The 26,274-nt window shown below is 51.9% G+C and carries 25 protein-coding genes and 1 riboswitch; of the genes, 15 read left to right on the plus strand and 10 right to left on the minus strand.

Annotated features, from left to right (window positions below; all coding sequences use genetic code 11):
• Window positions 1-85 precede the first annotated feature (85 nt).
• Together dmeF and ACRRUX_RS14610 are read left to right on the plus strand one after the other, a co-directional pair.
• On the plus strand, window positions 86-1,093 hold the full coding sequence (dmeF, locus tag ACRRUX_RS14605; protein WP_432531613.1) for a CDF family Co(II)/Ni(II) efflux transporter DmeF: 1,008 nt from the start codon (window positions 86-88) through the stop codon (window positions 1,091-1,093).
• Entirely contained in the window at window positions 1,090-1,515 is a 426-nt protein-coding gene (locus tag ACRRUX_RS14610; RefSeq protein ID WP_432531615.1) for a MarR family winged helix-turn-helix transcriptional regulator, read from the plus strand. The genes dmeF and ACRRUX_RS14610 overlap by 4 nt, the downstream gene beginning before the upstream one ends.
• Window positions 1,516-1,636: 121 nt before the next feature.
• Here the strand turns inward: ACRRUX_RS14610 and ACRRUX_RS14615 are convergent, their stop codons facing one another.
• The 4 genes from ACRRUX_RS14615 to ACRRUX_RS14630 form a co-directional block, all read right to left on the minus strand.
• Window positions 1,637-3,004, minus strand: a complete 1,368-nt coding sequence (locus tag ACRRUX_RS14615) for a sodium-dependent transporter (RefSeq protein ID WP_432531617.1) — start codon at window positions 3,002-3,004, stop codon at window positions 1,637-1,639.
• Window positions 3,005-3,282: 278 nt separating this feature from the next.
• On the minus strand, window positions 3,283-3,753 hold the full coding sequence (locus tag ACRRUX_RS14620) for an Lrp/AsnC family transcriptional regulator (protein ID WP_432531619.1): 471 nt from the start codon (window positions 3,751-3,753) through the stop codon (window positions 3,283-3,285).
• Window positions 3,754-3,852: 99 nt separating this feature from the next.
• A complete protein-coding gene (locus tag ACRRUX_RS14625; RefSeq protein ID WP_432531621.1) occupies window positions 3,853-4,575 on the minus strand; it encodes a YebC/PmpR family DNA-binding transcriptional regulator in 723 nt (240 codons plus the stop codon).
• Between the two features lie 577 nt (window positions 4,576-5,152).
• On the minus strand, window positions 5,153-5,638 hold the full coding sequence (locus tag ACRRUX_RS14630; RefSeq protein WP_432531623.1) for a hypothetical protein: 486 nt from the start codon (window positions 5,636-5,638) through the stop codon (window positions 5,153-5,155).
• A 372-nt stretch (window positions 5,639-6,010) separates the two neighbouring features.
• Here ACRRUX_RS14630 and ACRRUX_RS14635 point away from each other — a divergent pair, with 372 nt between their 5' ends.
• From ACRRUX_RS14635 to ACRRUX_RS14665, 7 genes are all read left to right on the plus strand, one after another.
• Window positions 6,011-6,271 (plus strand): DUF5062 family protein, encoded by a 261-nt coding sequence (locus ACRRUX_RS14635; RefSeq protein WP_432531625.1) that lies wholly within the window; start codon window positions 6,011-6,013, stop codon window positions 6,269-6,271.
• A gap of 34 nt (window positions 6,272-6,305) precedes the next feature.
• Window positions 6,306-6,590, plus strand: coding sequence for a DUF3624 domain-containing protein (locus ACRRUX_RS14640; RefSeq protein ID WP_432531627.1), 285 nt, complete (start codon window positions 6,306-6,308; stop codon window positions 6,588-6,590).
• 98 nt (window positions 6,591-6,688) lie between these two features.
• Window positions 6,689-7,165 carry a hypothetical protein gene (locus ACRRUX_RS14645; RefSeq protein WP_432531629.1) on the plus strand — a complete coding sequence of 159 codons (477 nt, stop codon included), beginning with the start codon at window positions 6,689-6,691 and terminating at the stop codon, window positions 7,163-7,165.
• Window positions 7,166-7,303: 138 nt separating this feature from the next.
• Window positions 7,304-8,377 (plus strand): DcaP family trimeric outer membrane transporter, encoded by a 1,074-nt coding sequence (locus tag ACRRUX_RS14650; RefSeq protein ID WP_432531631.1) that lies wholly within the window; start codon window positions 7,304-7,306, stop codon window positions 8,375-8,377.
• Window positions 8,378-8,480: 103 nt separating this feature from the next.
• Window positions 8,481-9,356: an AraC family transcriptional regulator gene (locus tag ACRRUX_RS14655; RefSeq protein ID WP_432531633.1), complete on the plus strand. Its 876-nt coding sequence runs from the start codon at window positions 8,481-8,483 to the stop codon at window positions 9,354-9,356.
• 95 nt (window positions 9,357-9,451) lie between these two features.
• Window positions 9,452-10,312, plus strand: a complete 861-nt coding sequence (locus ACRRUX_RS14660; protein WP_432531635.1) for a nuclear transport factor 2 family protein — start codon at window positions 9,452-9,454, stop codon at window positions 10,310-10,312.
• A 152-nt stretch (window positions 10,313-10,464) separates the two neighbouring features.
• Window positions 10,465-11,334 carry a patatin-like phospholipase family protein gene (locus ACRRUX_RS14665; protein WP_432531637.1) on the plus strand — a complete coding sequence of 290 codons (870 nt, stop codon included), beginning with the start codon at window positions 10,465-10,467 and terminating at the stop codon, window positions 11,332-11,334.
• A 73-nt stretch (window positions 11,335-11,407) separates the two neighbouring features.
• Here the strand turns inward: ACRRUX_RS14665 and ACRRUX_RS14670 are convergent, their stop codons facing one another.
• Window positions 11,408-11,980, minus strand: a complete 573-nt coding sequence (locus ACRRUX_RS14670; RefSeq protein WP_432531639.1) for a hypothetical protein — start codon at window positions 11,978-11,980, stop codon at window positions 11,408-11,410.
• A gap of 286 nt (window positions 11,981-12,266) precedes the next feature.
• A riboswitch (purine riboswitch) is annotated at window positions 12,267-12,366 on the plus strand.
• Between the two features lie 82 nt (window positions 12,367-12,448).
• Here ACRRUX_RS14670 and ACRRUX_RS14675 point away from each other — a divergent pair.
• Window positions 12,449-13,819, plus strand: coding sequence for an NCS2 family permease (locus tag ACRRUX_RS14675; protein WP_432531641.1), 1,371 nt, complete (start codon window positions 12,449-12,451; stop codon window positions 13,817-13,819).
• 134 nt (window positions 13,820-13,953) lie between these two features.
• Here the strand turns inward: ACRRUX_RS14675 and ACRRUX_RS14680 are convergent, their stop codons facing one another.
• Window positions 13,954-15,936, minus strand: coding sequence for a S8 family serine peptidase (locus tag ACRRUX_RS14680; RefSeq protein ID WP_432531643.1), 1,983 nt, complete (start codon window positions 15,934-15,936; stop codon window positions 13,954-13,956).
• 164 nt (window positions 15,937-16,100) lie between these two features.
• Complete coding sequence (locus ACRRUX_RS14685) at window positions 16,101-16,541, minus strand: hypothetical protein (protein ID WP_432531645.1); 441 nt, start codon at window positions 16,539-16,541, stop codon at window positions 16,101-16,103.
• 802 nt (window positions 16,542-17,343) lie between these two features.
• On the opposite strand from ACRRUX_RS14685, the gene ACRRUX_RS14690 reads away from it, so the two are divergent.
• The 4 genes from ACRRUX_RS14690 (at window position 17,344) to ACRRUX_RS14705 (ending at window position 19,544) form a co-directional block, all read left to right on the plus strand.
• Window positions 17,344-17,538 carry a hypothetical protein gene (locus ACRRUX_RS14690; protein ID WP_432531647.1) on the plus strand — a complete coding sequence of 65 codons (195 nt, stop codon included), beginning with the start codon at window positions 17,344-17,346 and terminating at the stop codon, window positions 17,536-17,538.
• Between the two features lie 381 nt (window positions 17,539-17,919).
• On the plus strand, window positions 17,920-18,129 hold the full coding sequence (locus tag ACRRUX_RS14695; RefSeq protein WP_432531649.1) for a DUF6491 family protein: 210 nt from the start codon (window positions 17,920-17,922) through the stop codon (window positions 18,127-18,129).
• A 355-nt stretch (window positions 18,130-18,484) separates the two neighbouring features.
• Window positions 18,485-19,330 (plus strand): SPFH domain-containing protein, encoded by an 846-nt coding sequence (locus tag ACRRUX_RS14700; protein WP_432531651.1) that lies wholly within the window; start codon window positions 18,485-18,487, stop codon window positions 19,328-19,330.
• A 7-nt stretch (window positions 19,331-19,337) separates the two neighbouring features.
• On the plus strand, window positions 19,338-19,544 hold the full coding sequence (locus ACRRUX_RS14705; protein ID WP_432531653.1) for a hypothetical protein: 207 nt from the start codon (window positions 19,338-19,340) through the stop codon (window positions 19,542-19,544).
• 229 nt (window positions 19,545-19,773) lie between these two features.
• Here the strand turns inward: ACRRUX_RS14705 and ACRRUX_RS14710 are convergent, their stop codons facing one another.
• The 3 genes from ACRRUX_RS14710 to ACRRUX_RS14720 form a co-directional block, all read right to left on the minus strand.
• The gene (locus ACRRUX_RS14710) at window positions 19,774-20,538 is read right to left on the minus strand and encodes a gamma-glutamyl-gamma-aminobutyrate hydrolase family protein (protein WP_432531655.1); all 765 of its coding nucleotides are present in this window, start codon (window positions 20,536-20,538) and stop codon (window positions 19,774-19,776) included.
• A gap of 484 nt (window positions 20,539-21,022) precedes the next feature.
• Window positions 21,023-22,054, minus strand: coding sequence for a cytosolic protein (locus ACRRUX_RS14715; RefSeq protein WP_432531657.1), 1,032 nt, complete (start codon window positions 22,052-22,054; stop codon window positions 21,023-21,025).
• A gap of 399 nt (window positions 22,055-22,453) precedes the next feature.
• On the minus strand, window positions 22,454-24,001 hold the full coding sequence (locus ACRRUX_RS14720; RefSeq protein WP_432531659.1) for a DUF2235 domain-containing protein: 1,548 nt from the start codon (window positions 23,999-24,001) through the stop codon (window positions 22,454-22,456).
• 348 nt (window positions 24,002-24,349) lie between these two features.
• On the opposite strand from ACRRUX_RS14720, the gene ACRRUX_RS14725 reads away from it, so the two are divergent.
• The gene (locus ACRRUX_RS14725; protein WP_432531661.1) at window positions 24,350-26,194 is read left to right on the plus strand and encodes an EAL domain-containing protein; all 1,845 of its coding nucleotides are present in this window, start codon (window positions 24,350-24,352) and stop codon (window positions 26,192-26,194) included.
• Window positions 26,195-26,274 lie beyond the last annotated feature (80 nt).

A 26,274-nucleotide genomic window follows, 5' to 3' on the forward strand; every position in this document is an offset into this window, starting at 1 on the left:
CATCTTTGGCTTGCAATTTTAGTTTGAATAGCAAACAATTCACAAAACAAATAGTTTGATTATCAAAATATATTGCGAGGTCGATATGAGCAGTACTCCACACCCAATAGATCGCTGGCAACATGCTCACGATTTTTCAGCCATTAACAACAAAGGTGAACGCAACACCAAAATTGTGCTGCTGCTGACTGTGGTGACCATGGTCGCTGAGATTGTCGCCGGTACACTCTATGGTTCCATGGCACTGCTGGCCGATGGCTGGCACATGGGCACCCATGCTGCCGCCTTTCTGCTGGCGCTGTTCACCTATCACTATGCCCGCAAACACGCCGATAATCCGGCATTCAGCTTCGGCACAGGCAAAGTCAGCGTACTGGGTGGCTATACCAGTGCCATCGCCTTGGGGATTGTGGCACTGATGATGGCCGGTGAGTCACTGCTACGATTTATTGAACCGGCAAAAATCGGTTATGACCAATCCATTCTGGTCGCTGTCATTGGCCTGTTGGTCAATCTGGTCAGCGCCGTACTGCTCAAAGATCACGACCATGGCCACAGTCATGGGAACGATCACAGTCATGACCACGACCACGACCACGACCACGACCACGACCACGACCATCAGGATGATCGGCCACAGGCAGCGGATCACAATCTCAAAGCCGCCTATATGCATGTGCTGGCCGATGCACTGACCTCGGTATTGGCGATTGCCGCACTGCTGCTGGCGAAATACCTGGGCCTGACCTGGCTGGATCCCTTGATGGGGATTGTCGGTGCGATCATCATCGGTCGCTGGGCCTGGAGTCTCATCGGTCAGACCAGCCCGGTATTGCTAGATGCCGATCCTCAGACTGACTATCGTACCCAAATAGAACAGCGCCTGCAGACACTTGAGGATCACCACATTGCCGATCTGCATCTGTGGCGGGTCAACGCTGACCGTTATGCGCTGATGCTGTCGCTGGTCAGTCACCAGCCCCATGCCACAGAGCAATATCATGATATGCTTGCCGACCTGCCGTGGCTGGCCCACATCACGGTAGAAACCCATACCTGTCGACAACCCCAGTGCCCCGGAGGAACATTTTGAATTCACACGACACAGAGTCAGGCCTTAACCACGCCATCGTTGAGTTCTACGAAAAGCTGTCATCCTGGGAGCATGCGATAGTCCGCGAGCAGGGGATCAGCCTGTCCCATGTACATACTCTGGAAGCGCTGGGTTTTCACGGTGCCATGCGCATGAAGGAGCTGGCAGAAAAAATCGGCGTGACTACAGGGACACTGACGGTGCAGGTTGAAAAACTGGTGGCGGCAGGTCTGGTGGAACGCCTGCCCAATGAGACTGACCGGCGTTCTGTCCGGGTCGGTCTGACCGCTCAGGGGCAAACCCTGTTTCAGGCCCACAGCGACCAGCACCATGCACTGACCGCTGAGCTGACGGCGGATTTCAGCGAGCAGGAACGGGGGGTGTTGCTGAGCTTCTTTGAACGTATGAACCGGCATTTTTAGTTGATCAAAAAATGCCGGAATCAGGCTGATGATTGAGGGGCAATATCATTACCCCCTGTCGTAAAACATCAGCAAGTTAGCCAACATCCAACCCAACGGCAGAAGTACAGAACGGTTCGCCTTACAGGAACTGATACACACCAATCGCCAGGATCATCAGCGGGCAAACATAACGGACGTAGGCAATCCAGCAACGCCATCCGGCCGAGTAGCCTGATACCCCGTCCTGAGCCAGAATATCTTCAACCAGATTGGCCCGACGCCAGATCCAGCCCAGATACAAAGCGATACCCAAAGCCACCAGCGGCTGGGCAATCTGAGTAGTCAATACCACCATGGGACTGAACAGGAATTCAAACCCCAACGCCAGCAACAGCGCGCCCATGGTCAGCAAACTGCCGATACGCCACACCGCCTGCCTGCGACTCCAGTGCCATTTTTGAATGCCGTAGTTCACCGGCACCTCGGCGATGGAGATGGCCGAAGTCAATCCCGCGATAATCATCAGGCCAAAGAAGGCACTGCCAAACAACGGACCGACCACAGGCCCCAGCGAGGCAAACAGCGCCGGCAAAACATCAAACACCAGAGTATCTGAATTCTTCAGCGCGCCGGTGGCATCAAACACCTCAACACCCTGATGCTGCGCCACCGAAATCGCCGGTACTATCATGGTCGCAGCCAGCACAGCAATCACAGTCGCCATACCCGCGACCATGGCGGTCAGCTTGCCGATATGCTGGGTGTTGTCCAGATAACTGGCATACACCATCATGGCGCCGGTGCCGACACTCAGGGAAAAGAAAGTTTGTCCCAGAGCGCTGATCAGCACCTGCGCGCTGAGCTGACTGAAGTCCGGCACAAACAACCAGCGCAGGCCCTCAGCTGCAGCAGGCAGGCTCAGTACATAGGCAACTCCCAGTAGCAGAATAACCACCAGCACAGGCATCAAGCGGCCGGACCATTTCTCAATGCCCTGGGACACACCCTGACGGATCACGGCAAAGGTAAGCACACAAAACAGCGCGGTAAATATCAGATTGCGGGACAGCGAAAAGTCCGTCAGCCAACCGACCACCGAAGTGCTGGCTGATACCCCGGGCAGCAACTGCACCAGAGAAGCCAGGCTGTAGCTGACAAACCAGCCGGACAACAAGGTATAAAAAGTCAGGATCAATCCGGCGGTGACAATGGACATGGCACCAATCAGCCTGCCCATGTGCCGGGTGACGGGACTCCGTCCCAGGGACGCCATGGTATCTGCCGGATTGGTCTGGCCATGGCGACCAATCATCAACTCAGCCATCAACATGGGCATGCCCAGCAAACACATGAGCACCAGATACACCAGCAGGAAGGCACCGCCACCGTTGTTGGCGATTTGAGTGGGGAATCCCCAGATACTGCCAACGCCCACGGCACTGCCTGCGGCGGCGAATACAAAGCCTATACGGGAGCTGAATTGTCCGGCTGAACAGGACTGAGCCATACTTACCTCCAAAAAATCATCGGCGGCAAGCATAAAGCGATAAACGGCAGTTGCAACAGGATGTTATTGCGCGATTCAAACGTTAATGCACAACAAACAGTGATAAATACAAAACAAAAAGAAATTAAAAAAACATATACCCATCTGATACGACAGATTATTGCGAGAACATTTTCCCCTTGACCATGGCGCGCAATATTCTGCACCACTCACCCAGTCGCAGAAATGTGATCTGACAGGCTAGATGGGCAATTCTTCAGCACCCAGCGCCCATGTTTTCAGGCCTCAGGCAATGGCAAGGGACCGTGGTTTTTGACCTGCTTGAGCACAAAGCTGGAGTGAACCCCGGCAATATGGGCATTGCTGGTCAGCTTGTCCAACAAAAACGCCCGGTAGGACTGCATATCCCTGACCATGACCTTGAGCAGATAGTCCGACTCAGAGCCGGTCAGCAGGCTGCATTCCAACACTTCAGGATAACGGCTAATCTGCGCCTCAAACGCCCCCAGCACCTCCTGCGTATGACGCTCCATGCGCACCTGAATATGCACGGTCAGATGCAGATCAAACATTTCCGGTGCCAGAATTGCCGCATAGCTGCGGATATACCCGGCCTCTTCCAGAGCCTTGACCCGGCGCGAGCAAGGCGATGGTGACAGGCCGACCATAGAGGCCAGCTCCTGATTGGCGATGCGTCCCTGGGTTTGCAGCAGTCTGAGGATTGCCAAATCTATCTTGTCCAGTGTCATACTCTTTCCCGGTGGGTGACTTGTACGCCGGGCAGCAAAGTGCCACGCCTTAACGCAAAAAGCCGCCATACGGCGGCTTTTTGCGACAAGATCACCGAATTATTCGTTAATCTCAGCGTTGTGATACACCTTCTGCACGTCATCGCAATCTTCCAGCGCTGCGATAAACTTGTCAAAAGTCGCCACATCTTCACCACTGACTTCAGTCATGGTTTGTGGCACGAAGGAGATCTCTTCCACTTCGAAGTGGATTTCCGGTATGGCTTCCACCAGCGCGGTACGCACATTGTTGAACTCGGTAATAGGTGCAAAGACGGAGATCATGCCTTCGTCCAGCTCAACGTCGGTCACGTCCACATCGGCCATCATCAGCAGTTCCAGAATGGCTTCGTCGTCTTCACCCTTAAATACGAACACTGACTGGTGATCGAACATGTGCGCCACAGTGCCTGGGCCGCCCAGTTTGGCGTCATTCTTTACAAACGCCTGACGCACTTCAGTAAAGGTACGCTTCACGTTGTCAGTCAGACAGTCCACGATCACCATACAGTTACCTGGACCAAATCCTTCGTAACGGGCTACTTCGTAATCTTCACCGCCGCCACCCTTGGCTTTTTCAATGGCACGCTCAATCACGTGAGCCGGTACCTGATCCTTCTTTGCACGCTCGATCATGCGACGCAGTGCCAGGTTACCATCAGGCTCTACACCACCGTTTTTGGCGCATACATAGATCTCTTTGCCATAGCGGGAGTACAGGCGGGTCTTCTGACCGGCTGTCTTGGCCATGGATTCTTTGCGGTTTTGATACGCTCTTCCCATCTTGTGTCTCGGATTGGTTCTCACAGGTCTAAACGAAGCGATGATTTTAACAGCTTTTCCCCGCAAAAAGCGAGTTTGACGAAGAGAACAAAGGGTCTGTAACCAAGCGCTTTGTCCCCTATTTCAGTGAAATAGCGCACTGATTAAAGAGGATTAATATAGTTCATCTCCCCTGGACCACGAACCCGTCCCAAATTTCTGCCGACAGGCTTTGGCTGAATTCATCTCCACCATGTACACCTTCGGCCTCACCTGCTGACGCAAGTCGTCCGGAGCAGAATAGACAAGCTACGACGCTTAAAACATGTCAGCGCTGACTGGCGTTATCAGTGCCAGCTCAGGGAACTATTCAGGAAACAATTCAGAAAACAATGCAGCCTTTGATACGAAGTTCCGTCCGCAACCATCATGACTAACGTATTAATGGCTCACAGTTAACTGACAGAACCGGTTTCACATCCGTCATTACCCTTGTCGATGTAAGCAGTCACTTTGCTATTGCCTGTTAACCGGGCTGGCCAGCAACATCCCCATTCACCAGACGCCTGGCAGCAATCAATACCGTTTTTCTGCGCAGTCAATGAAGGGGGGATGAAATCGGGGTCAGATTCGCCCTGAGAGCAGGATTTGGGAGTAGCCTTGAAATCATCATCCGAATCGGAGCAATACCATGAACAATAAGCATATGGGCATACACAAACAAACCAATCACGGAGTTCAGCATACTGCTGAGTTTGAGCACGAAAAGATGGCGCGTCGCTACGACGATGGCCATGAACACAAGCACGACAAGGATCATCACCAGTGTCGGGAACATGAACAGAGCCATCCCCACACTCAACATGGTGGCGATCCGGTCGGTCACAAACATCCCCAGCAAACTCACCACGACCGTCATGAACATGACGAGCACAGACATCACAAAGTCAAACAGCACGATCATAAAGAATGCTGTCGTGAACATCATAAAACCGGCCACCAATAAAACCCGGCTGCGTCTGATAGCGCCTGCCGGAGTGTGGTTAATCGCTTCCGCGCTATCAGGCGGGTAAATCAATATCATTCTTTGATATCCCGGCCAGACCACCGCTCATCAGCGAGGTGGCCGGGCAGCACAGAGTCTGCCTCTACTCCCGTCTCTGGAGCAATCCCGATCACAGGGTCATCTTCATGGCTCATATTCAGCACTGATTTCCGACTCTGAATGTTAGCCTCATCGTCGCTTTGCCTGTCCCGACCTTACGGGTCTATACACAAGGGACGATACACACGAGTATCGGCTGCTGATGCAATGTTTTTGCGTGGCAAATTGAATATGCTTTGGGATCAAGACGATGACGTCATGAAAAAAGCGATTGAAAGCCAAGCCTGCTCTTCACCTGAGTCCAAAGATCCGCTAGTTTGATAACACTCGGTCAAGTTCGGGAGTCAGGGGATGAAAAAGCACAAGCATGAAGCACAGTTGCTGAAAATGGCGCTGGAAATTGGCCTGGCCTACGCCAAGAAAAGAGGCTTTGCCGTACCGGATAAAGGTTTCTCTGAAAAGGATAAAGTCGAGTGTATTTATCGTCTGCTGGTAAAGGATCAGTTGATCGGCCCGTTGCCGGACGACAAGGAAGATGGTCCCAATATGCGCCATCGACTGGTTATGTGGATCAGCAACAAATTACCGGAAGACCATCCACTGCTAAACTGACCGGCACACAAGCTCAACAAATAAAAGTTCACTTATGACCTGCCAGCGCTGCAGCGACAACATTTTCAAACGTAAACTGGGGCGCTGCACATCCTGTATGCGGCAGTTAACCCTGCTGTCGGTGCTGGGATGGCCCATTTGGTTACTTCTGTACCGCGACCATCCCACTCAGGTAAACGCCATTGCCCTGGGTCTGTTTTGCTGTGCTTTCACCGGCTTGCTGATGCTGCACTGGATCATTCGCTGTCAGCGATTGTGGCGTGCCAGAGCGTTACGCCAGCGACGTCAACAGCATCGCGTGCTGCACTCCGAAACATAATCTCTGCCCCAAAACACCTCAGGCGCATATGAATAGGCCTGAAACTGTTTTCCGTGATTGCAGGTCTGCTATTGTCAGATGACTCCATCAATAAGCGGATGAAAGTTAACGTGGCGCCCAATGTTGCGATTTCAGGCGGTTGTTACTGGTGCATGCAGGCAGTACTGGATGTACTGCCTGGCATGATCGCTACCCAAATTGGATGGTTTTATCAGGACCATCAGCGCATTGAGGTTGCCGCCGGATATTGGGATTGCTCACAGCTTGCGCTTGAAAGTCTGCTGCAAATTCACCTGTTGCTGTTTTGCCAGGGAACAGATCATGCCCTGCGACCGCGCTATCCTCGGGCAATCTGGTTTGGATCTGAATCATCAGGCCACCAGGCACGGGCCTGGCTGGACGAGCAGCACATCGATGCAAGGCCAGATGTTAATCCTCTGGCCGATTTGATCCCCGCACCGGAGCGATATCAACACCTGTTTTGCCGGCATCCTCAGCTGCCCTTTTGTCAGCGTATCATCGCCCCCAAACTCACAGTACTAGACCGTGAGTTTGGCTATTTACTCAACCGCTGAATAATCTTCACCATGCCGCTCACGAACATACTTTCCCTTGAGATATCCCAGTGACTGAGCTCGCAATACATTGTAATTCAATACATTAGCCTTCTCTCCTTAAAAAAGCCCTTTCAGGGTCCAACACAAGGACAGTTTATGAAGGTCAGTTACCTGCTCCCCCTTTCCCTTTTGCTGACAGCACCCACGCAGGCGGCACAACTCAGTCTTGGAGGATTCCTCAAGACCAATATCAAAGTGGCCGATGGCACACTGCCATTCAAAGAAATCTATGACGGCATAATGCCGCCCGGCGAAGACACCCGCAAAACCCAGTTCAGTGCTCAGGAAAGCCGCCTGAATCTGTCCTTGACCCAGGGACAGGCTAAAGGCTTTATCGAGATTGATTTTGCCGGCTCCGCCCAGGGCAACAGCATAGTATCCAACTCCTACAGCCCCCGCCTGCGCCATGCCTATATCAGCTACGAAGGTCTGACGGTCGGCCAGACCTGGTCCACCATGGTCAATACCTCGACCTTCCCGGAGTCGGCCAATCTCGGAGGCCCGCTGGTCGGCGAGGCGATGGTGCGACAGGCTCAGGTGCGTTACAGCTTCGACGATAACAACTGGCAAATCGCGCTGGAAAACCCTACCACTTACGGCAAATATGTGATTACCGATGCGCAGGGTGACACCAGCATCAAGGATTATTCCAAAGCGGATGACTACATCCCGGATCTGGTTATTCGCCGCAATATCTCAGGCGACTGGGGAAATGTGTCAGCAGCTGCGTTAGTGCGCGCCTTAAAACCCGCTGACAGCTATCAAGCAGCCATTGGCGGCTCAGTGGCCGGTAAGTTCAATCTTTGGGGCAAGGACGATCTACGTATACAACTGCACTACGGCAATCTGGGTCGCTATGTCGGCACAGGCGCGGCACTGGATATCTACAATGGTGAGCTGGAAACCATCCTGGGCGGTACTGTCGCCTATCGCCATTTCTGGAACGACAACCTGCGCTCATCCATTTTCTATGGCCAATCCACAACTGAAATAGAGAACAACAATCGTCGCCAATATGCGCTCAACCTATTCGGTAATCTGACCCGAGAGTTAGTGGTGGGTGTGGAAGTGGGTCGCTACGATGTGGACGATGGCGTTACCACAGGCCGGCCTAAAGACATGAAGGGAAGCTCCAACTACCTGCAGCTGTCGATGCAGTTTTTCATTTGAACCTGCTCAGCCTCTTGCAAATATCAAGCAAGAGGCTGATTGTCTGCTTGATTTTCCCTTTTGGGCTTCTCACACTGGGCAGATTCCATCTGCGGGTACAGCCATGATACCGGACACAGCATTCAACCACCGAAAAAGCCAGTTCAGAGAGTTTGAGCTCATCGACCTCCATCGTATGTATCAACAGCGAGACCAGCTTGGACAGCCACCTCATCAGCCCCACCGACTGAAGTTTTACAATCTGCTGTACGTGCGTAGTGGAGCTGGCCAACATATGGTCGATCTGCAAATGCATACTTTTAAGCCCGGAAGCCTGATACTGGTGCAGCCCAATCAAATTCAGGCATTTGACTTCAGCTCACCAGTGGCAGGAAAACTGCTGTTGTTCACCCAGGCATTTCTGGATCAGGTCCATGCCAATATGAGGCTACCCAGCTTTACTCCAACTCACCTGACAAAGGGGTTTCATCCCCTTACCGATGCGCCGCCTCTTGTCACAGAGAGACTAGACATGTTGTTACGACAACTGGAGTTGGAAAGCGATCATCCAGACATGGACGCATTGATCGTCATGCACTTATTCAGCGCGCTGTTCCTGCTGCTTCACCGTGAAAATCCCGGACTTTGTCATACCGGCTTGAGCGAATCCCGAACTCACCAACTGGGAACCTTCATGTCCTTATTAAAGCAAGAATATACTCATCAACGGGAGGCAGAATGGTATGCAAACCAAATGCACACCACTTACAAAACCCTGAATCAACTTTGCAAACAGGCCACCGGTCAAACTGCCAAACAACTGATCAATGCCTACACCATCCTCGAAGCCAAACGCAGATTGGTCATCTCTGGCATCCAGGTTCAGCAGCTGTCCTACGAACTGGGTTTTGAAGATGCCAGCAACTTCATAAAATATTTCAAAAAACTGACAGGAATCACTCCCAAACAATTCCGTTTAACGCATCACCAAAATTCATAGTGGTTCGATATTTACCATTTTATGACCGATACTGACCCTGTGTTCTCCGATGGCTTTGCCTAACATGAGCCCATCAACGAACAGGAGTACACAGCATGAAATCCACATTCCATCACGTCATTGTCAATACCGCATTAACACTCGGCATCCTGACCTCACCGCTAAGCATGGCTGAGACAGCCGTCAGCAACACAGATAAAGCCAGAGCCCTTATCGAAAGTATCGAAAACAGAGACCCGACACCTGCGGGATACATCAACCCAACCCGATATATTCAGCATAACCTTGCAGTTAAAGACGGTCTGGCCGGATTTGGCGAGGTCCTGCAACAACTCCCCAAGGGAAGCGCCAAAGCCAAAGTAATAAGAGCCTTCGAAGATGGTGACTATGTCGTTCTTCACACTCAATATGATTTTTTTGGCCCCAAAGCAGGCTTTGATGTATTCCGTTTCGAGCAAGGATTGATCGTTGAGCACTGGGATAACCTGCAGGCAACGTCTGCTCCCAACCCCAGCGGCCGTACTCAGTTTGACGGAGCAACCGACATCACAGATCAGGATAAGACAACAAACAATAAAGCTCTGGTCGCAGATTTTGTCAGCCAGATCCTGATGCAAGGACAAATGGATAAAATTAAGCGCTTTATCGGCCCGAAGGACAGCGATTATCTGCAGCACAATCCTTATATCGCCGATGGCCTCAATGGACTCGGAGCCGCGCTTGCGGCGATGGCGGAGCAGGGGCAATCTATGGTTTATCGTAAGAATCACAGAATTCTGGGGCAGGGGAACTTTGTTCTCTCCATCAGTGAAGGGGAATTTATGGGACAGGATGTCGCCTTCTACGATCTGTTCAGGGTCGAGAGCAACAAAATTGTTGAACATTGGGATACCGTCGAGCCAATCCTTCCCAAAGCTAAATGGCAAAACCAAAACGGCAAATTCAACTTCCGTTAAACCGTGATAATGTTCCTTAGCAGACATTTATAGCCCTCTGGCCTGCCCTTCAGGCCAGAGCCGTTTCCGACCTCCTGATACTTAACCTTCCTTTTTGCCAGAGCAGAGTGAGCCGGGCTACAATCAGGCCGGTTTAATTGCAGAGTCAGCACATGGAAACAGTTGGGAAATCGGCACTTATTGTCGAAGGTGGCGCCTCCCGGGGCATATGGTCATGCGGTATTCTGGATTACTTTCTGCATCAAGACTTTTGCCCCTTCGACAGCTTTTGGGGGGTCTCAGCCGGAGCCAGCAATCTGGCCGCCTTTTTGGCGAAAATGCCGGGCCGGAATCTCAAAGTGTATGCCGATTACAGCTGCCGCCGGGAATTTCTGACACCCGGTAAATTCCTGCTCGGCGGTGATTTGATGGATCTGGACTGGATGTGGCAGGAAACCCTCAGGGATCTGGGCATAGACAAACAGACGCTGGGCGCCGATAAGCGTCCTTTTTTCCTTGGCGTAACCCGCAGGGACACTGGAGAGGCACAATATCTGACTCCCTCTCCCGATGAACTGGCGCAAACGATGAAGGCCTCCAGCGCCGTGCCGATTATTTATCGCCAGGGAGTGCAACTGGGTAAGTTCAGATATGTTGATGGTGGTGTCAGCGATGCAATCCCGGTAGCCGAGGCCATTCGCCGGGGCGCAACCAGAATCATGATCCTGCGCAGTCGTCCGGCGTCTTACCGCAAATCGCCACCTCTGATACCGGCATTGATGAAACCCTTACTCCGGGATGCACCGGCACTGATCCCTCTTATGCAAACCCGGCATGTTCGTTATAACCGCACACTGGATTTGATCGCCAATCCGGCCCATGGAGTTCAGATCATGCAGGTCTGTCCGGCCGAAGGCTTCTCCATGAAACGCCTGGGAGTCAAACGGGCCGATATTGAATACGCTTACAAGCTGGGCTATCAGGCGGGTGAACAAGCCATAGCCAACTGGCAGATATTGCTGGCGGCAGGCACTGAGCGATAACCATAAAAAATGCGGGTCAGTCTTGACCCGCATTCTCACCTGAGAAGATAAAATCGCTCAAGCTGAGCCACGGTTAGAAAAACACACCGCCCAGATAAGTAACCAACAAACGATTCTGATAATCATCGTTGTAGTTCCATGCAGCGATACTGTATGGCGCTCTTTGATATCTGGCCTGGATGAAAATGGTGTCGCCCTGTTGCAGATGCATGATGCTGTTCACCGCAGCAATGCCCGGAATCGCACAGCCATAATTGGCAATATCCGCGAAGGTCACAGGTCCAATGGCGTTGTTGCCCCCCGGAGCTGCAGCATTTGGCAAGGAGATACCAATTCTCAGCAGATAGTTGTAACCACAAGCCTTTTGAGAATATCTGGCATCAATGTTGTACAGACCTTCCTGAGGCGCAGTAAAAATATGAGAGTTAGTATCAAATGAGTAATCAACGTTGATATCAGCGCGGTTATATTCAACCACTTTGATTCGACCATCATTGGCTTCTGTCAGTTCGCTGCCGGAAATTTTGGCATCAACCACAACAGTACCTGGCAGTAGGTATGTTTGACCGGCACTGGCATTTCCGGCAAAAGCAAACAGTGCAATTAACAGGGTTGCGGATACTTTAGTGGCTAAATTTTTTGACATTCTGGCAGGCTCCTGAGCTTGTCGATGTAATCACGTTGTTAAAAACGCGCTTATCATACAAATTCAGCAAACCCATGACAACATAAATAACCACGCAAAATACAAGCAAAAACATAATCAGCTGATAACAAACAACAAATCAGTTAAAAATGCCAATTGAGAAATCTAAAGTCTATTTTCAATTTTCTGTTTGATATCGGGAATTCATTGTTTTAATTAGAAAATCTGACTTATGCCACAGTTTCCCATAAGTGGCTTGCCCCGCAGAGCTGGGCGGGTAGAATCCGCGCCAACTAATTTATTGCGCTGTATAACCCTGGAAATCCGGTCCAGAAGTCTCTACCACAAGACCTAATCTTGTGACTACAGCACAGTCATTCAGGAGCCTTTGGTTACCTGATGTCCGGTGTCATCTGCCAATAAGTTAACCCCAAATCATTTCTTCCAACGACAGATATGGGCATCACTGTGGCACTGGACATTCTTCTCAAGCGGGCTGGCACCAATCCGGTTCTGGACAACACCTTTAAACTTACGCAGCGCAAAGCCAATGTCGGCACCGAGTTATATGCCGGATTCATTACCTTTTTAGCCATGAGCTACATTTTGGCTGTCAACCCGGCGATTCTTGGTGGCATTGAAGGTATGGACAAAGGCGCCGTCTTCACGGCAACCGCAGTGGCTGCCGCACTGGCAACACTGATTATGGGGATTTTTGGCAACTACCCTGTGATGCTGGCGCCAGGGATGAGCATGAATGGTTTCTTCAAGGGCATGTTGTTGTCCAGCTCTGTGGCACTGCTGTGGCATGAGGCACTGTTCGGCATCTTCCTGTCCGGGGTGATTTACCTGATCTTCTCGCTCACCCGTATCCGCAGGCAGATGATCGAGTCGATCCCCGAAGATCTCAAACTCGCCATTACGGTATCACTCGGATTGTTCATTGCCTTTCTGGGGTTAAAAAACGCCGGCATCATAGTCGCCAACCCTATCATTCTGGTCAGCATGGGGGACATTACCAAGCCTCAGGTCGCCATCGCCTTTATCAGTCTGTTTGTCGCCGTGGGTTGCATGGTGCGCAATATCAAGCTGGCGACCTTTATCGCCTTTATGACATCAATTCTGCTGACCCTGGCCAGCGATGCCCTGCTGGGTACCCACTATGCGCCATTGCCGGATCAGTGGTTCTCGGCGCCCCCCAGCCTGGCCCCAAGCTTCGGCGCTATCTTCAATTTCGAATTTCTGACGCTGGACAAGATCTTTGACCTGCTGTTCATCGTGATCATCTTTTTTATTGTCGACTTCTTCGATGGCCTGTCTACCATTGTTGGCGTTGGCCGGGATGCAGGCATCATAGATAAAGACGGTAAAGTACCCAATGCCCGTTCCGCGCTGGTGGCCGACGCCGGAGGCACAGTGATAGGCAGTGTACTGGGCACCACTTCCATCACCTGTTTCTCTGAATCAGGTATCGCCTCGGCGCAGGGTGCCAAAACCGGCCTGGCGGCAGTGGCCACTGCTTTGCTGTTCCTGTTGGCACTGTTCCTGTATCCGATCTTTTCCATCTTCTCTACCGCCATTGTTGCGCCAGCGATGATAGTTGTGGGCATTTACATGGTTGGCCGACTGGGTCAAATCCAGTGGCATGAGAAAGAGTCCTGTGTAGCGGCTTTTTTCACCATCATGTTCACCATCCTCAGCTTTTCGCCAGCAAACGGCATGGCTATGGGCTTTATCAGCTATGCCTTCGCCATGCTGGTTGCCGGTAAGGGACGTCAGGTTCATCCAATCATTTATATTCTGAGCCTGATCTTCATCGTATATCTGGTCATGCTGTAAACCAGCCAGCAACTTGCCTCAGTCGTGGCCAGACACCGGATTGAGTGCATTACAAACGCCCCCGGGAGCGGAATCAACCATTCCCGGGGGAGTGACGACGACTTGCGGTGTGCTGAATATCAGCCCCGTGTCACCTAAAACTCCAGATACCAGTAGTTCAATGTGCCGGTTTGGGCATTAATCGGATCTCTGACCTTCAACTGCCAAATCCCCTGACGACTTACCTCTCTGGTTCCTGCAGGGAAGGTGCGCTCCACGCCGTCGCCATAGAAGGGTGAGCCACTGCGTTTGACCGGATACTCCCTCCCAGAAGGCCCTATCAAACTCAATTCCAGATTATCCGGCATGGGATGGTCAACCCTGACCCGTACCAGCACTGTATAGGCTCCGCGGTCAATATCCCATACCGAAGCACTGCTGGATAACCAACCATTCCATACCGGATTTACGTCCGAAATGGGATACGCACTGCGATTACCGTAGAGCACTCTGAACTCATCAAATAACTGCAGTTGCCAGCGCTTGAGCACTCCTGAGCTCTGAGCCCCGTTGACGACTTCCAGTCGCCACTCCCCCTGTGTGGAAATATCAGCCGCTTCCGATACCGTTATCACATAGGTTTTGAGCAGCGTTGTCAGCCCGGCATTGCCGATTTTGTCCTGCAATACATAGCGGTTGCCTGCAGGACTGAACAATACCAGCGACAAGCCTTCAACCGCGCTGTGCTCGAGCTCCAGAGTGACTTCCAGCTTTTTTACCGGGCCGGAGAATGACACCTGAATCGCGCTCGATACCTGGCTGTCTGGCGCCAGTATCAACTGATTATTGTTGGTAAAAATGCCGCTTTCAGGACAATCCTCAGAGCAGGGTGGTGGCGGGCAGGAGGCACATACAACATCCTCCAGCGAATACAGCAGCCGATTGGCAGAGCCTGCCGGATTACTGATCTTGTTCTTTGTCGCCCGCTCGATCAGTTCATTGCGCAATTCAACCGGCTGCAGATGGGGCCGGCCGGCAAGCATCAATGCCACCGCCCCGGCAACGTGGGGCGAAGCCATGCTGGTACCGCTCCAGGTTGCAGTATTAGTGTCGGAACCTATCATGGCAGACGTAATATCCACCCCCGGAGCAAAAATATCGATGCAACTGCCGTAATTTGACCACCCGGCCCTTGAATCGTCACGATCACTGGCCGCCACGGTTATCGCGTTACTGGCTCCGGCCGGAGAGACACTGCAGGCATCTGTGCTCCAGTTGCCAGCAGCAACGACGACATTGATGCCGGCAGCCACAGCCGCATTAACCGCATCATTCAGCGCCTGTGAAGCGGAAAACTGCAGACTGATATTCGCCACCGCCGGTCCAGTCCGATTGCTGTTAATCCAGTTAAGGGCCTGGATGACTTCGGTGGTACTGCCATACCCGCCGCAACTGAGCACCCGCAGGCCCACCAGATTGACGTTTTTGGCCATTCCCCAGGTGCTGCCGCCTATGGTTCCGGCGACATGAGTGCCGTGCCCATGACAATCGGTTGCGTCCGGATCATCATCATAAAAGTCGTAACCGCTGACAGCCCGCCCACCAAACTCATGGTGAGAATTCAGCACGCCGGTATCTATGATATAAGCAGTCACTCCGCTGCCATCGTGTTGATAGTCGTAGTTACCATCCAGCGGTAATTCCCGCTGATCCACCCGATCCAGCCCCCAGGATGATGTCGCCGCAGAAACCCTGACAGGAGCGACCCTGGTGGTCGCCACAGACTCAACGTACTTTACCGAAGGGTCACGCTTTATTCGCCAGATCTCTTTGGCGGTCGCCTCAACCTGCACGGCATTGATGATATCGCCGAATTGCGCCCCGGCGGTCACACCGTATCGATTCTCCAGCGTATCTGCCTGACGCAGTGCATACTCTGCCACGGCTCCTGCAATTCGGGTATTGAGTACACTCGGGGTATTGAAAACAATGATGTAAGGCTTCTTCTCGGTCATCCCTGAAGCCTTGGACTGGGTTAACAGGAAATCCGTTCCTTTGAGATGGGTTGCAGCCAGGGTGTTGGGTCCCCCTATGGCTGACAGTGTCAGCAACACTGACATCAGGCGCTTATTCTGCATAGTTATCTCCCGGGATCAGCAAAGGACGGCCACTTCACCACCAAGCGGCCAAATCTCAAGCTAACACTTCCGCAACATGCAAATAAAGCAAAACCCCGGAACAGACAAAGCGCCCGGAGACTCTGAACTACAGGGGGATCCAGAGGCAGTAGATAGCGATTTGATTAGTTGAATATTTTGTCAAACTGACTTTGATCAAGATACTGCTCAAATGCCCCCAGCGCCTGAGCGACACTGGCCTCATTCATCAGTTCCTGCATCGCGACCTCACCGACTATCCCAAAGCCCGTTTCAAACGCCTGCAGCCCATCGGACTCATAGGCCTGTTTGGCAACCTCTGGGCAATCCTCTGTCAATAACCGTGAAATCAATGCGCCAACGTAACGATTGGATGCCTCTCTATCCTTGTCACTGACCTTTGAATAGGGCTCGATACTGGAGTGCGTCGACATCGCGAAGTAAACCCACTTGGCCAGCTCTTTACGCTCTTTGCCATTAAGCGAATCACTCATACAGGTCCCCAGGGTCTGTCCCGGCTGGGCACTGTATGCAATACCGGGAGTCACAAGTACCAACGGCAATAAAGCGGCAATCAACTTTTTCATTCCAAATCCTTTGTCATCGAAACAGTAGTAAGCCCCTATCATGCAACAAATTGTCACACTACAACAGTCACCAATCATACCGGGAGACTCAGCGGCACCGCAGGATGTCGCAGTTCAAAAAATCCCTTCACCAGCATTTACCAACAGGCAAATGATAACTATTATCATTTGTGTGAAAATGGAGGAGATATGAACACTTTTGCTTATGTGGGTATTCGAAAAGAAGTGGTGAGCCGTCTCATCATGGAAGGACATCTATGCGCTGCAGATCTACGCAGTCTGGATGCAGACACCAAACAGTATCTTTGGCAAACCTGCCTGTGGGCCTGTCAGCATAAGCTCAAATGCCGGCGATGCCCTTCCCCATGCCAACACTCAACGCATTTATCCCCCTTGACCATAGCGGCAAAACCGCACGTGTCCGGCTCGGAAAAAGATGAACATGCGCAGCAAAGCCTGGAGGTACGGGAGAAGATAACAGGGGAAAAATCACGGAGATGATCACCACAGAAAGTGGCCGGCCACCCCCCCACCAATGAAATATAAACCAGGACGATTTCATATGGTCGAAAGGATGGCCATACACCAAGTGTAGAAGCTCAATATTCAAGTGCAAGTTTCTGCCCCGTCATGCGAAAGGATTATTTGCCAGTTCAAAAATTGACCTGACGCAAAGTTTGTCGCCCTAACAATATCAGGCTGATAAAAACTTGATGCAGGTCAAAACTCAAGCACTCAAGAGTTACATACTGACTACATTCAAATTCAGTAATTTAACAGGAGCTTGAAAATGAGAGCCGGTATGAAGCCCGAATTGATTGTGTTAACGCTGACAACCATTGCACTGGTACTGACGCTGGCGGGCCATATCGCCATGGCATTTATGCTGGAACACCATTCTCTGGGAATGGTTGCCGCGCCGGTACCATTTGTGCTGATGTTACTGGCGTTAATAGCCGTGCTGTACGCCGCCAAAACCGACAAGTCTTCACATTGACAGGTTATTGTCCGGGCAGGTGACACCTCAACCGGCGTTGTTGCTGGTTTCCATGCTCATACTGCCCGACACCTCATATCAAGCGGACAACACAGTTGACAAAGCATGCAGCTCACCCCGGATTTTATTGAACCATTCCTCCGTCCAATCCAATGACGGAACACCCATGAAAAGTCAGATCCTGGCCATAGTGCTTACCCTGTTGGTAATTTCCGCTGCCAGTCACCTGAGCAATGAACAGTGGCAAACTCAGGTCGCAGCCAAAGTGCAGGAATAGCAACTGCAACCGGTAAACAGCATTACCACCTTTACCCTCGACAGTTGATTGTCTCTCGGACAGCACTATCTGATGATTAAAACCAATCCTTTCCCCCCTTATTTGTGGAATTAAATGGCCGCTGCCCAGGTCTGGATTTTGCCACTCGCTTGCTGATCAGGCAGAGCATATCCAGCTCACTCACCGCCAAGCTTGATGCGGTAATCCCAGACAATGGCCCAGAAATATTCTGCCAAATCAGCAAAATATACCCCCTGGGTCAGGAGCAGGCTAACGCCCTGATAACATTGGATAACCTGGCAGGGCAAAACTGAAGCAGCGGTCACTCAGCTTTGTATCGGGTGAGCCTGCCAGTGACAGCTGCCGGCTCAGTGCCTGCGCCGCGAATCGACATCGAGTCGTCAATGCCCAGACCATCATGGATGCTCCACCGCATTTCGCGGTTGGTCTTTCTACCGTTCATCCTTTGTGCTGCCTCAGCATTCACTCACTAAAATTTAATTTTTAATTCAAAGTGTTATATCAAGTCTGAGCATCCAATATATCCATCAGTTGATTTTTCAAGCATGAATTTCGATAAAAAGTTCTAAGACATTTTATGTCATGGTGTTGTTTTTTTATCCAGCCAATACTAAGTTGATATCAAATTGATATCAGCTGGGGATAATCATGATTCAAGAGAAACGTGGATTTTCACTGAATGGCTATATTGTATTTCCGGTGCTGATCGCCCTTCACCTCAGTTTTATGCTGACGATCGACAGCGGTCATGAAGCCATTGGTATAGTCGGTAATCTGTTGACCGGTCTGTGCTGGCCAGGATTCTTTATGGTGCAGCCCAATCAGGCGAAGGTTATGACTCTGTTTGGCAGTTATATGGGTTCCGTCAGACGTAGTGGATTGCGCTGGACCATCCCACTGTTTATCAGGCAGACCATTTCACTGCGCATCCGGAATTTCGAAAGTGCCAAAATCAAGGTCAACGATAACCTTGGTAATCCCATTGAGATTGCCAGCATAGTGGTCTGGTCGGTGACTGACAGTGCCGAAGCCATCTTCGAAGTCGACAGCTATGAAAGTTATGTCAACATCCAGAGTGAAGCTGCACTGCGCAATATGGCCAGCAGCTATGCCTATGATCCGCAAGATGAAAACGAAATAGCCCTGCGCAGCCATCCACAACAGATTGCCGACATATTGAAACAGGAAATTCAGGAGCGATTGGGCCGGGCCGGCGTAACCGTACATGAAGCCCGCATCAGTCACCTTGCCTATGCGCAGGAGATTGCCTCGGCGATGCTGCAACGTCAGCAGGCAACTGCCATTATCGCCGCGCGCGCCAAAATCGTTGAAGGCGCCGTTGGCATGGTAGAAATGGCACTGGAGCGGCTGCGGGAAAAAGATGTGGTAGAGCTGGATGAAGAGCGTAAGGCCGTCATGGTCAGCAACCTGCTGGTCGTACTGTGCGGCGACAAGAGTACTCAACCCGTGGTGAATACCGGCAGCCTGTACTGAGGTCTACATGAGCAGTAAGAAAGCTTATCCACTGAGGATCAATGCCGATATTCTGGCCGCCATGCAGCGCTGGGCAGATGATGAGCTGCGCAGCGTCAATGCCCAAATAGAATACGTTTTACGTGAAGCACTGGTGAAAAATGGCCGGGTAAAACTGGTTGAGAAGGTCGTGGTGGAAGTCGTCGATGTGTCGTCGCCAGACAGTGGGGAGTGAACCGGTTTCACTTAAGCTGATGACCGCAGGCACATTCGTCAGCTTGCCCTTGGCGGGCCTGTCAGCTCAATCTGATTGAGCCGTTGAGCCTCCACAGTCAATTCGACCGTCAGTTAACCGTCATCAATGAAGCTGACAGATTAGCAGCCTGATAAGCGACCAGAGACGACTTACGATCACGCGAGCACAATAAACCGCTCAGGCCGCTGTTGCTGGTGCCAACGTCAGTCTACAGACTGGATGCCTTGCTGCGGCTTCTGACTGCTTCCCCCTTTGCTCGGTGAAAACCCTGACACGCCTCGCCAAAGGCGCGGAAAATCTTCACCGAATCCGGATTATTACAGGCCTGCCACTCAGGATGCCATTGCACTCCAAGTACAAATTGCTGAGCAGCCGGCATGTGGATAGCCTCCACCAGACCATCCTCGGCATAGGCCAGTGCCTCCAGCCCTTTACCGAGACGATTAACTCCCTGACCATGCAGTGAATTGACGGTAATGGTGTCCCCCAGCAAGTCATGCAGCCAGCAGCCTTTGACCAAATCAATGGAATGGCTGGGGCCGTACTGAACCTCTGGCGGATCGTCAGGATTTTCCCGGTGATCATTGAGGTGCGGCTCATCATGCACTTTCTGATACAGATCGCCGCCCAGGGCAATATTCAACTCCTGCATGCCACGGCAGATACCCAATATCGGTAATTTACGCTCGATTGCCGCGTGGATCAGTGCCATATCCATATGATCCCGATTGGCGTCCTGTCCCTTGTCCGGGGTCAGATTTTCCTGCCCATAAAGCGCTGGATCTATATTGGATGCAGCCCCCGACACATACACGCCATCGACCATATCCAGATACTGAGCCAGATCTTCCACACCGAAACAGCTGGGCACCAGCAATGGAATACAACCGGCAATATCCACTATCGGCTGCATATATTTGTGAGTCATGACCTGATAAGGATGGCCATTGCGATTCTGCTGCCCCATAGACATGAGGACGACGGGTTTTCTTTGTTTTCGCTCGCTGTGGTTCTCGGGTAAGTACATATATCACCTGGTGTTCAACGATACAGTCCGCACTTTGAGCATAGCCTGCCACTGGTATTTTTGATTCTCTCGGGCAGGATATGCGCAAAACCTAAACTGGTTCCGTGTTAATTATATTCACATTCATTAACCAAACTAACGCAACACTGTTCAATATGTCAAACAGCAGAACTGGAGCATTCATCGCCTTTGTCAGCGACACCAATTCACCGACCGGCTTACTCCGTGCAATACACAAGAAATTATTCTTAATAACAACAAGCGAAAGCACAGAGCGAACAGGATCAGCCTTTCACACCACCAGCTTAATTCGTTCAATATACTGTACAAAAAAATTAAACCAATGAGCCGCTCATACCGTTGATATCAAAGGCATCAACGCAGAAAAAAGCCCGGGTAACCCCGGGCTTTGTCGTTGATAATTTGTTCATCAGCTCAGCTGTTTGAGCTTGTGCTCCACCAGCGGATCATCCGGTGCCAATTGCTGCGCCACTTCCAGCAATTGAATGGCATCCTGCGGGAAGTCATCCTGATGCTTGAGCGCAATATCAATCAGCGGCTGAATATCAATCTGCGCCTGATGCTCCTGCACATGCGCCTCTTTCTCATCCACCACAATCCGGTGTGCCTTGGCCAGCAGCCCCAATCGATGGGCGGAGCCGGCATTGGCCTTATTGAGCCGCTGATAATAGTCTTCCTTGAATCTCAGGGTTTTGGTCTGCGCCCGGAACTGAGCGATATCCAGTTGTTGATGACGCATAAAATCCACCGCCACCTGCTTGTAAAAACCAAACTTGTTCAGATAAGTGGCATGGGTACCATGGCCCATGCCATAAACCCGCAGATGTGTCAGTTGCTCATATCGTCTGGCGTGTTGCCGATCGATAGGATTAATGGGGTCATAGATGATGTAACCCTTTGCCCTGCCCAGATCCAGATCGTGATAGTCACCTTCCCAGTCAAACTGTTGTGCCAGCTCAGTGCTGCTGCGGGTATCCCAGGGCGCCTTTTGCCGGTTCTTGGTACTGACCGGGTGAAACAGCAACACCTGGTCCAGATCCAGCAGACGGGCGAATGCGCCGATGGCAAAACCACCCCGGCTAAGGCCATAACCCAGACGACAACGAAACGGTGTCAACAGGGTAGACAGTTGTTCCAGAAAGAAAATCAGATTGCGACTGCGAAACCAGTTACTTTTGCCCAGATGCTGAAAAGCCACCACGTTAATGTTCTGCTTGTGCGCCAAACGAAATCCCCAGGGGGCAAAATCTTCGGTCAGATCATGCTCCTGCACATCGGTGCCAGCCGGAGAGAAGGTAAACAACAGCGGTTTATCAGGGGATACAAACTGGTATTTTACGTAAACATCATCGAGCAGATCGCCTCCCGTCATCGGGAGCTGCGCCTGTTGCTGCGCAGGGGAAAGGGTTAACCACTCATCAAGCCAATACAGTAATCTCATTCATCCTCCATCAGAAAACGAGGCGCGAAGGATAACAAATTTGGCCGCTGGATAAAAATTGCGCACAAAATTCATTCAGCGCACAGTTGTAAACCTTTTATTTAACAGCGCCTTGATAACTGACCGCGACAACCTCTGAACCGCCGGATAGTGCACTGCAACACCAAATTGGCAGAAGCCATGGATTGGCAGCAATTGCCTGAAAGCTCAATGACGGTGTTACCCTGAACCCAATGACAAAAGTCCGGGGGCAGGTTCGAGGGCAACTCAAGCCCCGAGCACAGGCTTGCCTTTGGGGCGACGCCCCGGACAGCAGGTGGCGGTGACCAGCAAAGACACCACTTACGTCCGAACGCTCCATGCCAACTGAGTCAATTGGCCAGATGCAATTCGCCCAAGTCAATCCACCCGGGTGACTGTCAGACTCACGCTGCCATGATTGTTGTCATACATGGCCCAGGCATCGTTGGGATAGGCATAAAGATATCCCGGCTCGGTCACTTCAAGCCGCTGCTCACCCTGATATTGAGTCGCATCAAAATATTGATGAGGACAGGGGCTGCCATCATGTCTGACCGCGTTGCCATCACCTTTTCCCAGATCATTGGTGATTACACCCACCAGCCGAAACCAGGGAATATCCTCATGGCGGCGGGTGCCATACAGATCTGTCTTTTTGTTGCCGGTAATCTTCTTCAGCAGCGGTTCAAATTTTCCCCAGAAACTCAGGGTGGAACGCACAACATCTCCCAAAGTCCGCTCATTATTTTCAGTACCCCGCCAATCACAGGAGTCTTTACTGTCCTGCCACTCTCCGCGGGCACTGAACTGATAATGACCCGGTTCGAGATACAGGCCGGTGTTGTTCCAGCGGGTATCGGCAAAAATATCCACCGCCACAGACATCCCCGGCATCAGCCGCTTTTCCGGATGATAAGGCGGCCATTCCAGTGGTGACAGACGCTGCCGGGTAAACACGCTGTCATCAATCTCCTCCCAGGGTTTCCGGCCACCGTTGCTGATAATCAGCGGAATGCTGCGTGGACGGGAGCGCATCTTGGCAAATACGCCCTTGAAAGAGTTGTGCATGACTCCGGCGGCATTGGCGGGCAACAATGCTCGCCAGTCATCCCGGAAGCGAATAATCCCGGATGCTTCCTGTATCATCCACGCCAGCGGACGATTGGACAGATCGCTGTGGGCGTAGCCGCCACCCACATCGGCGTGCATTCCGGGAAACCAGCGCTCTTTGACATCACCACCATGATTATCCAGCCCATCCCAGCGCGCCACGGTAAAACTGCTGCGCATCTCATCCAGTGCCATGGCGTGACGGGCCACTTTGACATTGTGCCCCAGGTGATAATCGTGAAATCCCCAGTCTTCCACTGAATCGAACAGATTAATCAGTTCCAGATCATCCGGGATCCCCAGCGCTCCCACGGTATCCCATACCCCGAGAAACGCCACCTCACAGGCTTTCCCCTGATGATGCATACCATAGTCAGACTGTTGGTTCCATTTACGGTTCTTTTGCCGGTAACCCGACCTGTATACCTGACTGACCCGCGCCCAGCCGTCGGCCGACTCCACTCCCGCCAGATCCAGCAAGCCATAACTCAGCATGCCAGCCACACAACGGGCAGTAAAAGCACCACGACTGAAACCAAACAGACAGATACTGTCTCCGGCCTGATAGTGGCTCGCCAGCCAGTGATAAGCACTGCACACATGTCGCTCAATGCCGACTCCAAGGGCACCACCGAGAATGGCATCCTTGACCCCAGTGTCTTCACCGCCAAGCCCGGGATGGTAATAGGTTAACTGATCCGCACCGTCGCCGATGGCGTGAAACAACTTCACCACATTGGTGGGTGCCGGAATGCCATTCTCTTCCTGAGCAGGGTTATTCCACGTGCCATCACAACAAACTATCAGTTTCCGCATCAGACGCTCTCCTTTGTCTATGTCTCTGCCCGGCCTTTGCCACGGTCCGCAGACGGGGTCAGCTCTTGTCCGGCGCTTATCGCTTTCGCCGATACCCGGCCAACTGGCAGCCCGGGATACTCCTGAGTGTCAGCAGTGCCAGGGCGATGGTCCAAGCTAGCATCATTATCAGTCTGCGCCAATGCATCGCACAGGTCACTGCAATGGGCAGCACAGACAGAGTAAAGCTGCGGCTGTTCCCCCTTAATTCAGGCATCAATCACTTTTTCCCGGCAGTTTGGCATCAGCTTCTATACTCAAAATAGTGATAAGCAGTTGCTCCCAAACTTAAACCGACAGGGTGATGCAATGACAGAGTCAGCAGAAGTGCAGTTGGACAGGACACAATCCGAACAGCGCCGGGTCAGGGAGGTCGAACACTATCTGGCCGTGCTCGAAGACAATGATACCAATCTGACATCGCTGGCAGCGTTGCTGGCCAACCTGTGCAAAGTACCGTTTTCCGGCGTCAGTCTGGTGGACAGTCAGCACATCTGGATTAAAGCGCACTATGGTATTGAGGCGTCCTGCCTGCCCCGTGAAGGCGCCTTCTGTGCCAAAGCCATTGACTGCAATGAAGAGCTGTTTGCGGTTACCAACACCCTGGAAGACCCCTGTTTCCAGCACAACCCACTGGTGAAAAATGCCCCCAATATTCGCTTCTATGCGGCCGCGCCATTTTATGGCAATCAGGGATTTGCCATTGGCACCCTGTGGATTATGGATACCAAACCCATTGAGCTCACCGAGGATATGGTCACCATTCTCAAATGCCTGAGCGCCTACGTAGGCCAGTCACTTGGCAGCCGCTATATCTGTGACGTGACCCAGCTCCCCAATAAACTGAGCTTTATCCGCCGCTTGCAGGGGCTGATGAATCACAAATCCGGCAAAGTGTCCGTCGGTGCCATCCATATTCAGCGACTGCGGCATATCACCAATATTTACGGGTCCTCTTTTCGCGATGAGCTGGTCAACATCATCTCCAAACGTTTTACCGAGTGGGGCAAATCCCAGCAGCTGCTGTCACACTTTGGCAACGGCAACTTCTCCTTTGCCTGCTTCGGGGAGGATACCCGCGCAGATGTCGCCAATCTGCTGTCTATGCTGTCGGCGCCGGTCACTCTTTCCGGTGTCACCCTGTCGGTAACAGTCAATATGGGGGTGGCAACCGCCTATACCTCAGAGGCCAGCGCGGCAGCCCTGACCGATATGGCAGAACTCGCCTCGGTGGAGAAAAAACGCAACGGACTGGCCAACATCAACTTTCTCGAAGGATTCGATGCCAATCAGCAACTGGCCATGGATATCCGCGCCTGTTTGCACCGGGATGAAATCGATAACTACCTGACTCCCTGCTACCAGCCTCAGGTCGATATGAGCAATGGCAATATCACCGGCTTTGAAGCCTTGCTGCGCTGGCACAACACCCGCTTTCAAAATACACCAGTGTGGCAGGTGCTCAAGGTAGTTGAAGATATGGGCATGACGCCGGTACTGGATATTCTGGTATTTCAGAAGGTCTGCGAAGACATCGCCCACTGGCAAAAACAGGGGCTCAAGGTTCCCAAAATTTCCACCAACCTCTCCCGCACTACAGTGCAAACTGCGCAGTTGGTGGATGAACTCAAACAGATATTGAAAACTAACGGTCTGGACGAAAAATCGGTTGAGCTGGAGATCACCGAAGATGGCCTGCCGCTGGATGACAAATTGCTGTCGGCCCACATCTCCACCCTGAGATCCGCAGGCTTCAATATCGCCATCGATGACTTTGGTACCGGCATGTCCAATATCGCCACCATAGTCAACATTGACTGCAATCTGCTGAAGGTCGACAGGCAATTTGTTCACGGCGTATCCCTTAACAATCACATTGCGGTACTGCTGCGACTGATCAAAGGCACCGCAGACTCAATGAATTTGCCGCTGCTGGTTGAAGGGGTGGAAACCCAGGATGACCTGGATTGGCTTGGAGAAATGGGGATCGACCTGATACAGGGCTGGTACTTTTCCAAAGCGCTGCCAAGCCACGTCATGCCTCAGCTGCTGACCGAAATGGCCGAGGGGAACCCGGGAACCGGCCGTAACAGCAAAGCAGAATACCTGCGCTGCATGCTGGCACGTATCTCACGGGGTTTACCGCTGCGCTGAGTAATATACACAGCGCAAAGCAGCCCATCACATCCGCGCTTTCCCGGTCCGTCATCGACATCCGGGAAGCGCACCAGCCT

It is taken from the genome of Shewanella sp. GXUN23E (assembly GCF_050865035.1).
Lineage (GTDB): Bacteria > Pseudomonadota > Gammaproteobacteria > Enterobacterales > Shewanellaceae > Shewanella.

Bases quoted from the DNA above. Each gene is read 5' to 3' on its own strand.
- ACRRUX_RS14705 (WP_432531653.1), top strand. From the start codon at position 19,338: ATGAGCAGTAAGAAAGCTTATCCACTGAGGATCAATGCCGATATTCTG.
- ACRRUX_RS14670 (WP_432531639.1), bottom strand. From the start codon at position 11,980: ATGTCAAAAAATTTAGCCACTAAAGTATCCGCAACCCTGTTAATTGCA.
- ACRRUX_RS14725 (WP_432531661.1), top strand. From the start codon at position 24,350: ATGACAGAGTCAGCAGAAGTGCAGTTGGACAGGACACAATCCGAACAG.
- ACRRUX_RS14620 (WP_432531619.1), bottom strand. From the start codon at position 3,753: ATGACACTGGACAAGATAGATTTGGCAATCCTCAGACTGCTGCAAACC.
- ACRRUX_RS14710 (WP_432531655.1), bottom strand. From the start codon at position 20,538: ATGTCTATGGGGCAGCAGAATCGCAATGGCCATCCTTATCAGGTCATG.
- ACRRUX_RS14720 (WP_432531659.1), bottom strand. From the start codon at position 24,001: ATGCGGAAACTGATAGTTTGTTGTGATGGCACGTGGAATAACCCTGCT.
- ACRRUX_RS14685 (WP_432531645.1), bottom strand. From the start codon at position 16,541: ATGAAAAAGTTGATTGCCGCTTTATTGCCGTTGGTACTTGTGACTCCC.
- ACRRUX_RS14680 (WP_432531643.1), bottom strand. From the start codon at position 15,936: ATGCAGAATAAGCGCCTGATGTCAGTGTTGCTGACACTGTCAGCCATA.
- dmeF (WP_432531613.1), top strand. From the start codon at position 86: ATGAGCAGTACTCCACACCCAATAGATCGCTGGCAACATGCTCACGAT.
- ACRRUX_RS14700 (WP_432531651.1), top strand. From the start codon at position 18,485: ATGATTCAAGAGAAACGTGGATTTTCACTGAATGGCTATATTGTATTT.
- ACRRUX_RS14630 (WP_432531623.1), bottom strand. From the start codon at position 5,638: ATGATATTGATTTACCCGCCTGATAGCGCGGAAGCGATTAACCACACT.
- ACRRUX_RS14640 (WP_432531627.1), top strand. From the start codon at position 6,306: ATGACCTGCCAGCGCTGCAGCGACAACATTTTCAAACGTAAACTGGGG.
- ACRRUX_RS14625 (WP_432531621.1), bottom strand. From the start codon at position 4,575: ATGGGAAGAGCGTATCAAAACCGCAAAGAATCCATGGCCAAGACAGCC.
- ACRRUX_RS14715 (WP_432531657.1), bottom strand. From the start codon at position 22,054: ATGAGATTACTGTATTGGCTTGATGAGTGGTTAACCCTTTCCCCTGCG.
- ACRRUX_RS14635 (WP_432531625.1), top strand. From the start codon at position 6,011: ATGAAAAAGCACAAGCATGAAGCACAGTTGCTGAAAATGGCGCTGGAA.
- ACRRUX_RS14650 (WP_432531631.1), top strand. From the start codon at position 7,304: ATGAAGGTCAGTTACCTGCTCCCCCTTTCCCTTTTGCTGACAGCACCC.
- ACRRUX_RS14690 (WP_432531647.1), top strand. From the start codon at position 17,344: ATGAAGCCCGAATTGATTGTGTTAACGCTGACAACCATTGCACTGGTA.
- ACRRUX_RS14660 (WP_432531635.1), top strand. From the start codon at position 9,452: ATGAAATCCACATTCCATCACGTCATTGTCAATACCGCATTAACACTC.
- ACRRUX_RS14645 (WP_432531629.1), top strand. From the start codon at position 6,689: ATGAAAGTTAACGTGGCGCCCAATGTTGCGATTTCAGGCGGTTGTTAC.
- ACRRUX_RS14615 (WP_432531617.1), bottom strand. From the start codon at position 3,004: ATGGCTCAGTCCTGTTCAGCCGGACAATTCAGCTCCCGTATAGGCTTT.
- ACRRUX_RS14665 (WP_432531637.1), top strand. From the start codon at position 10,465: ATGGAAACAGTTGGGAAATCGGCACTTATTGTCGAAGGTGGCGCCTCC.
- ACRRUX_RS14655 (WP_432531633.1), top strand. From the start codon at position 8,481: ATGATACCGGACACAGCATTCAACCACCGAAAAAGCCAGTTCAGAGAG.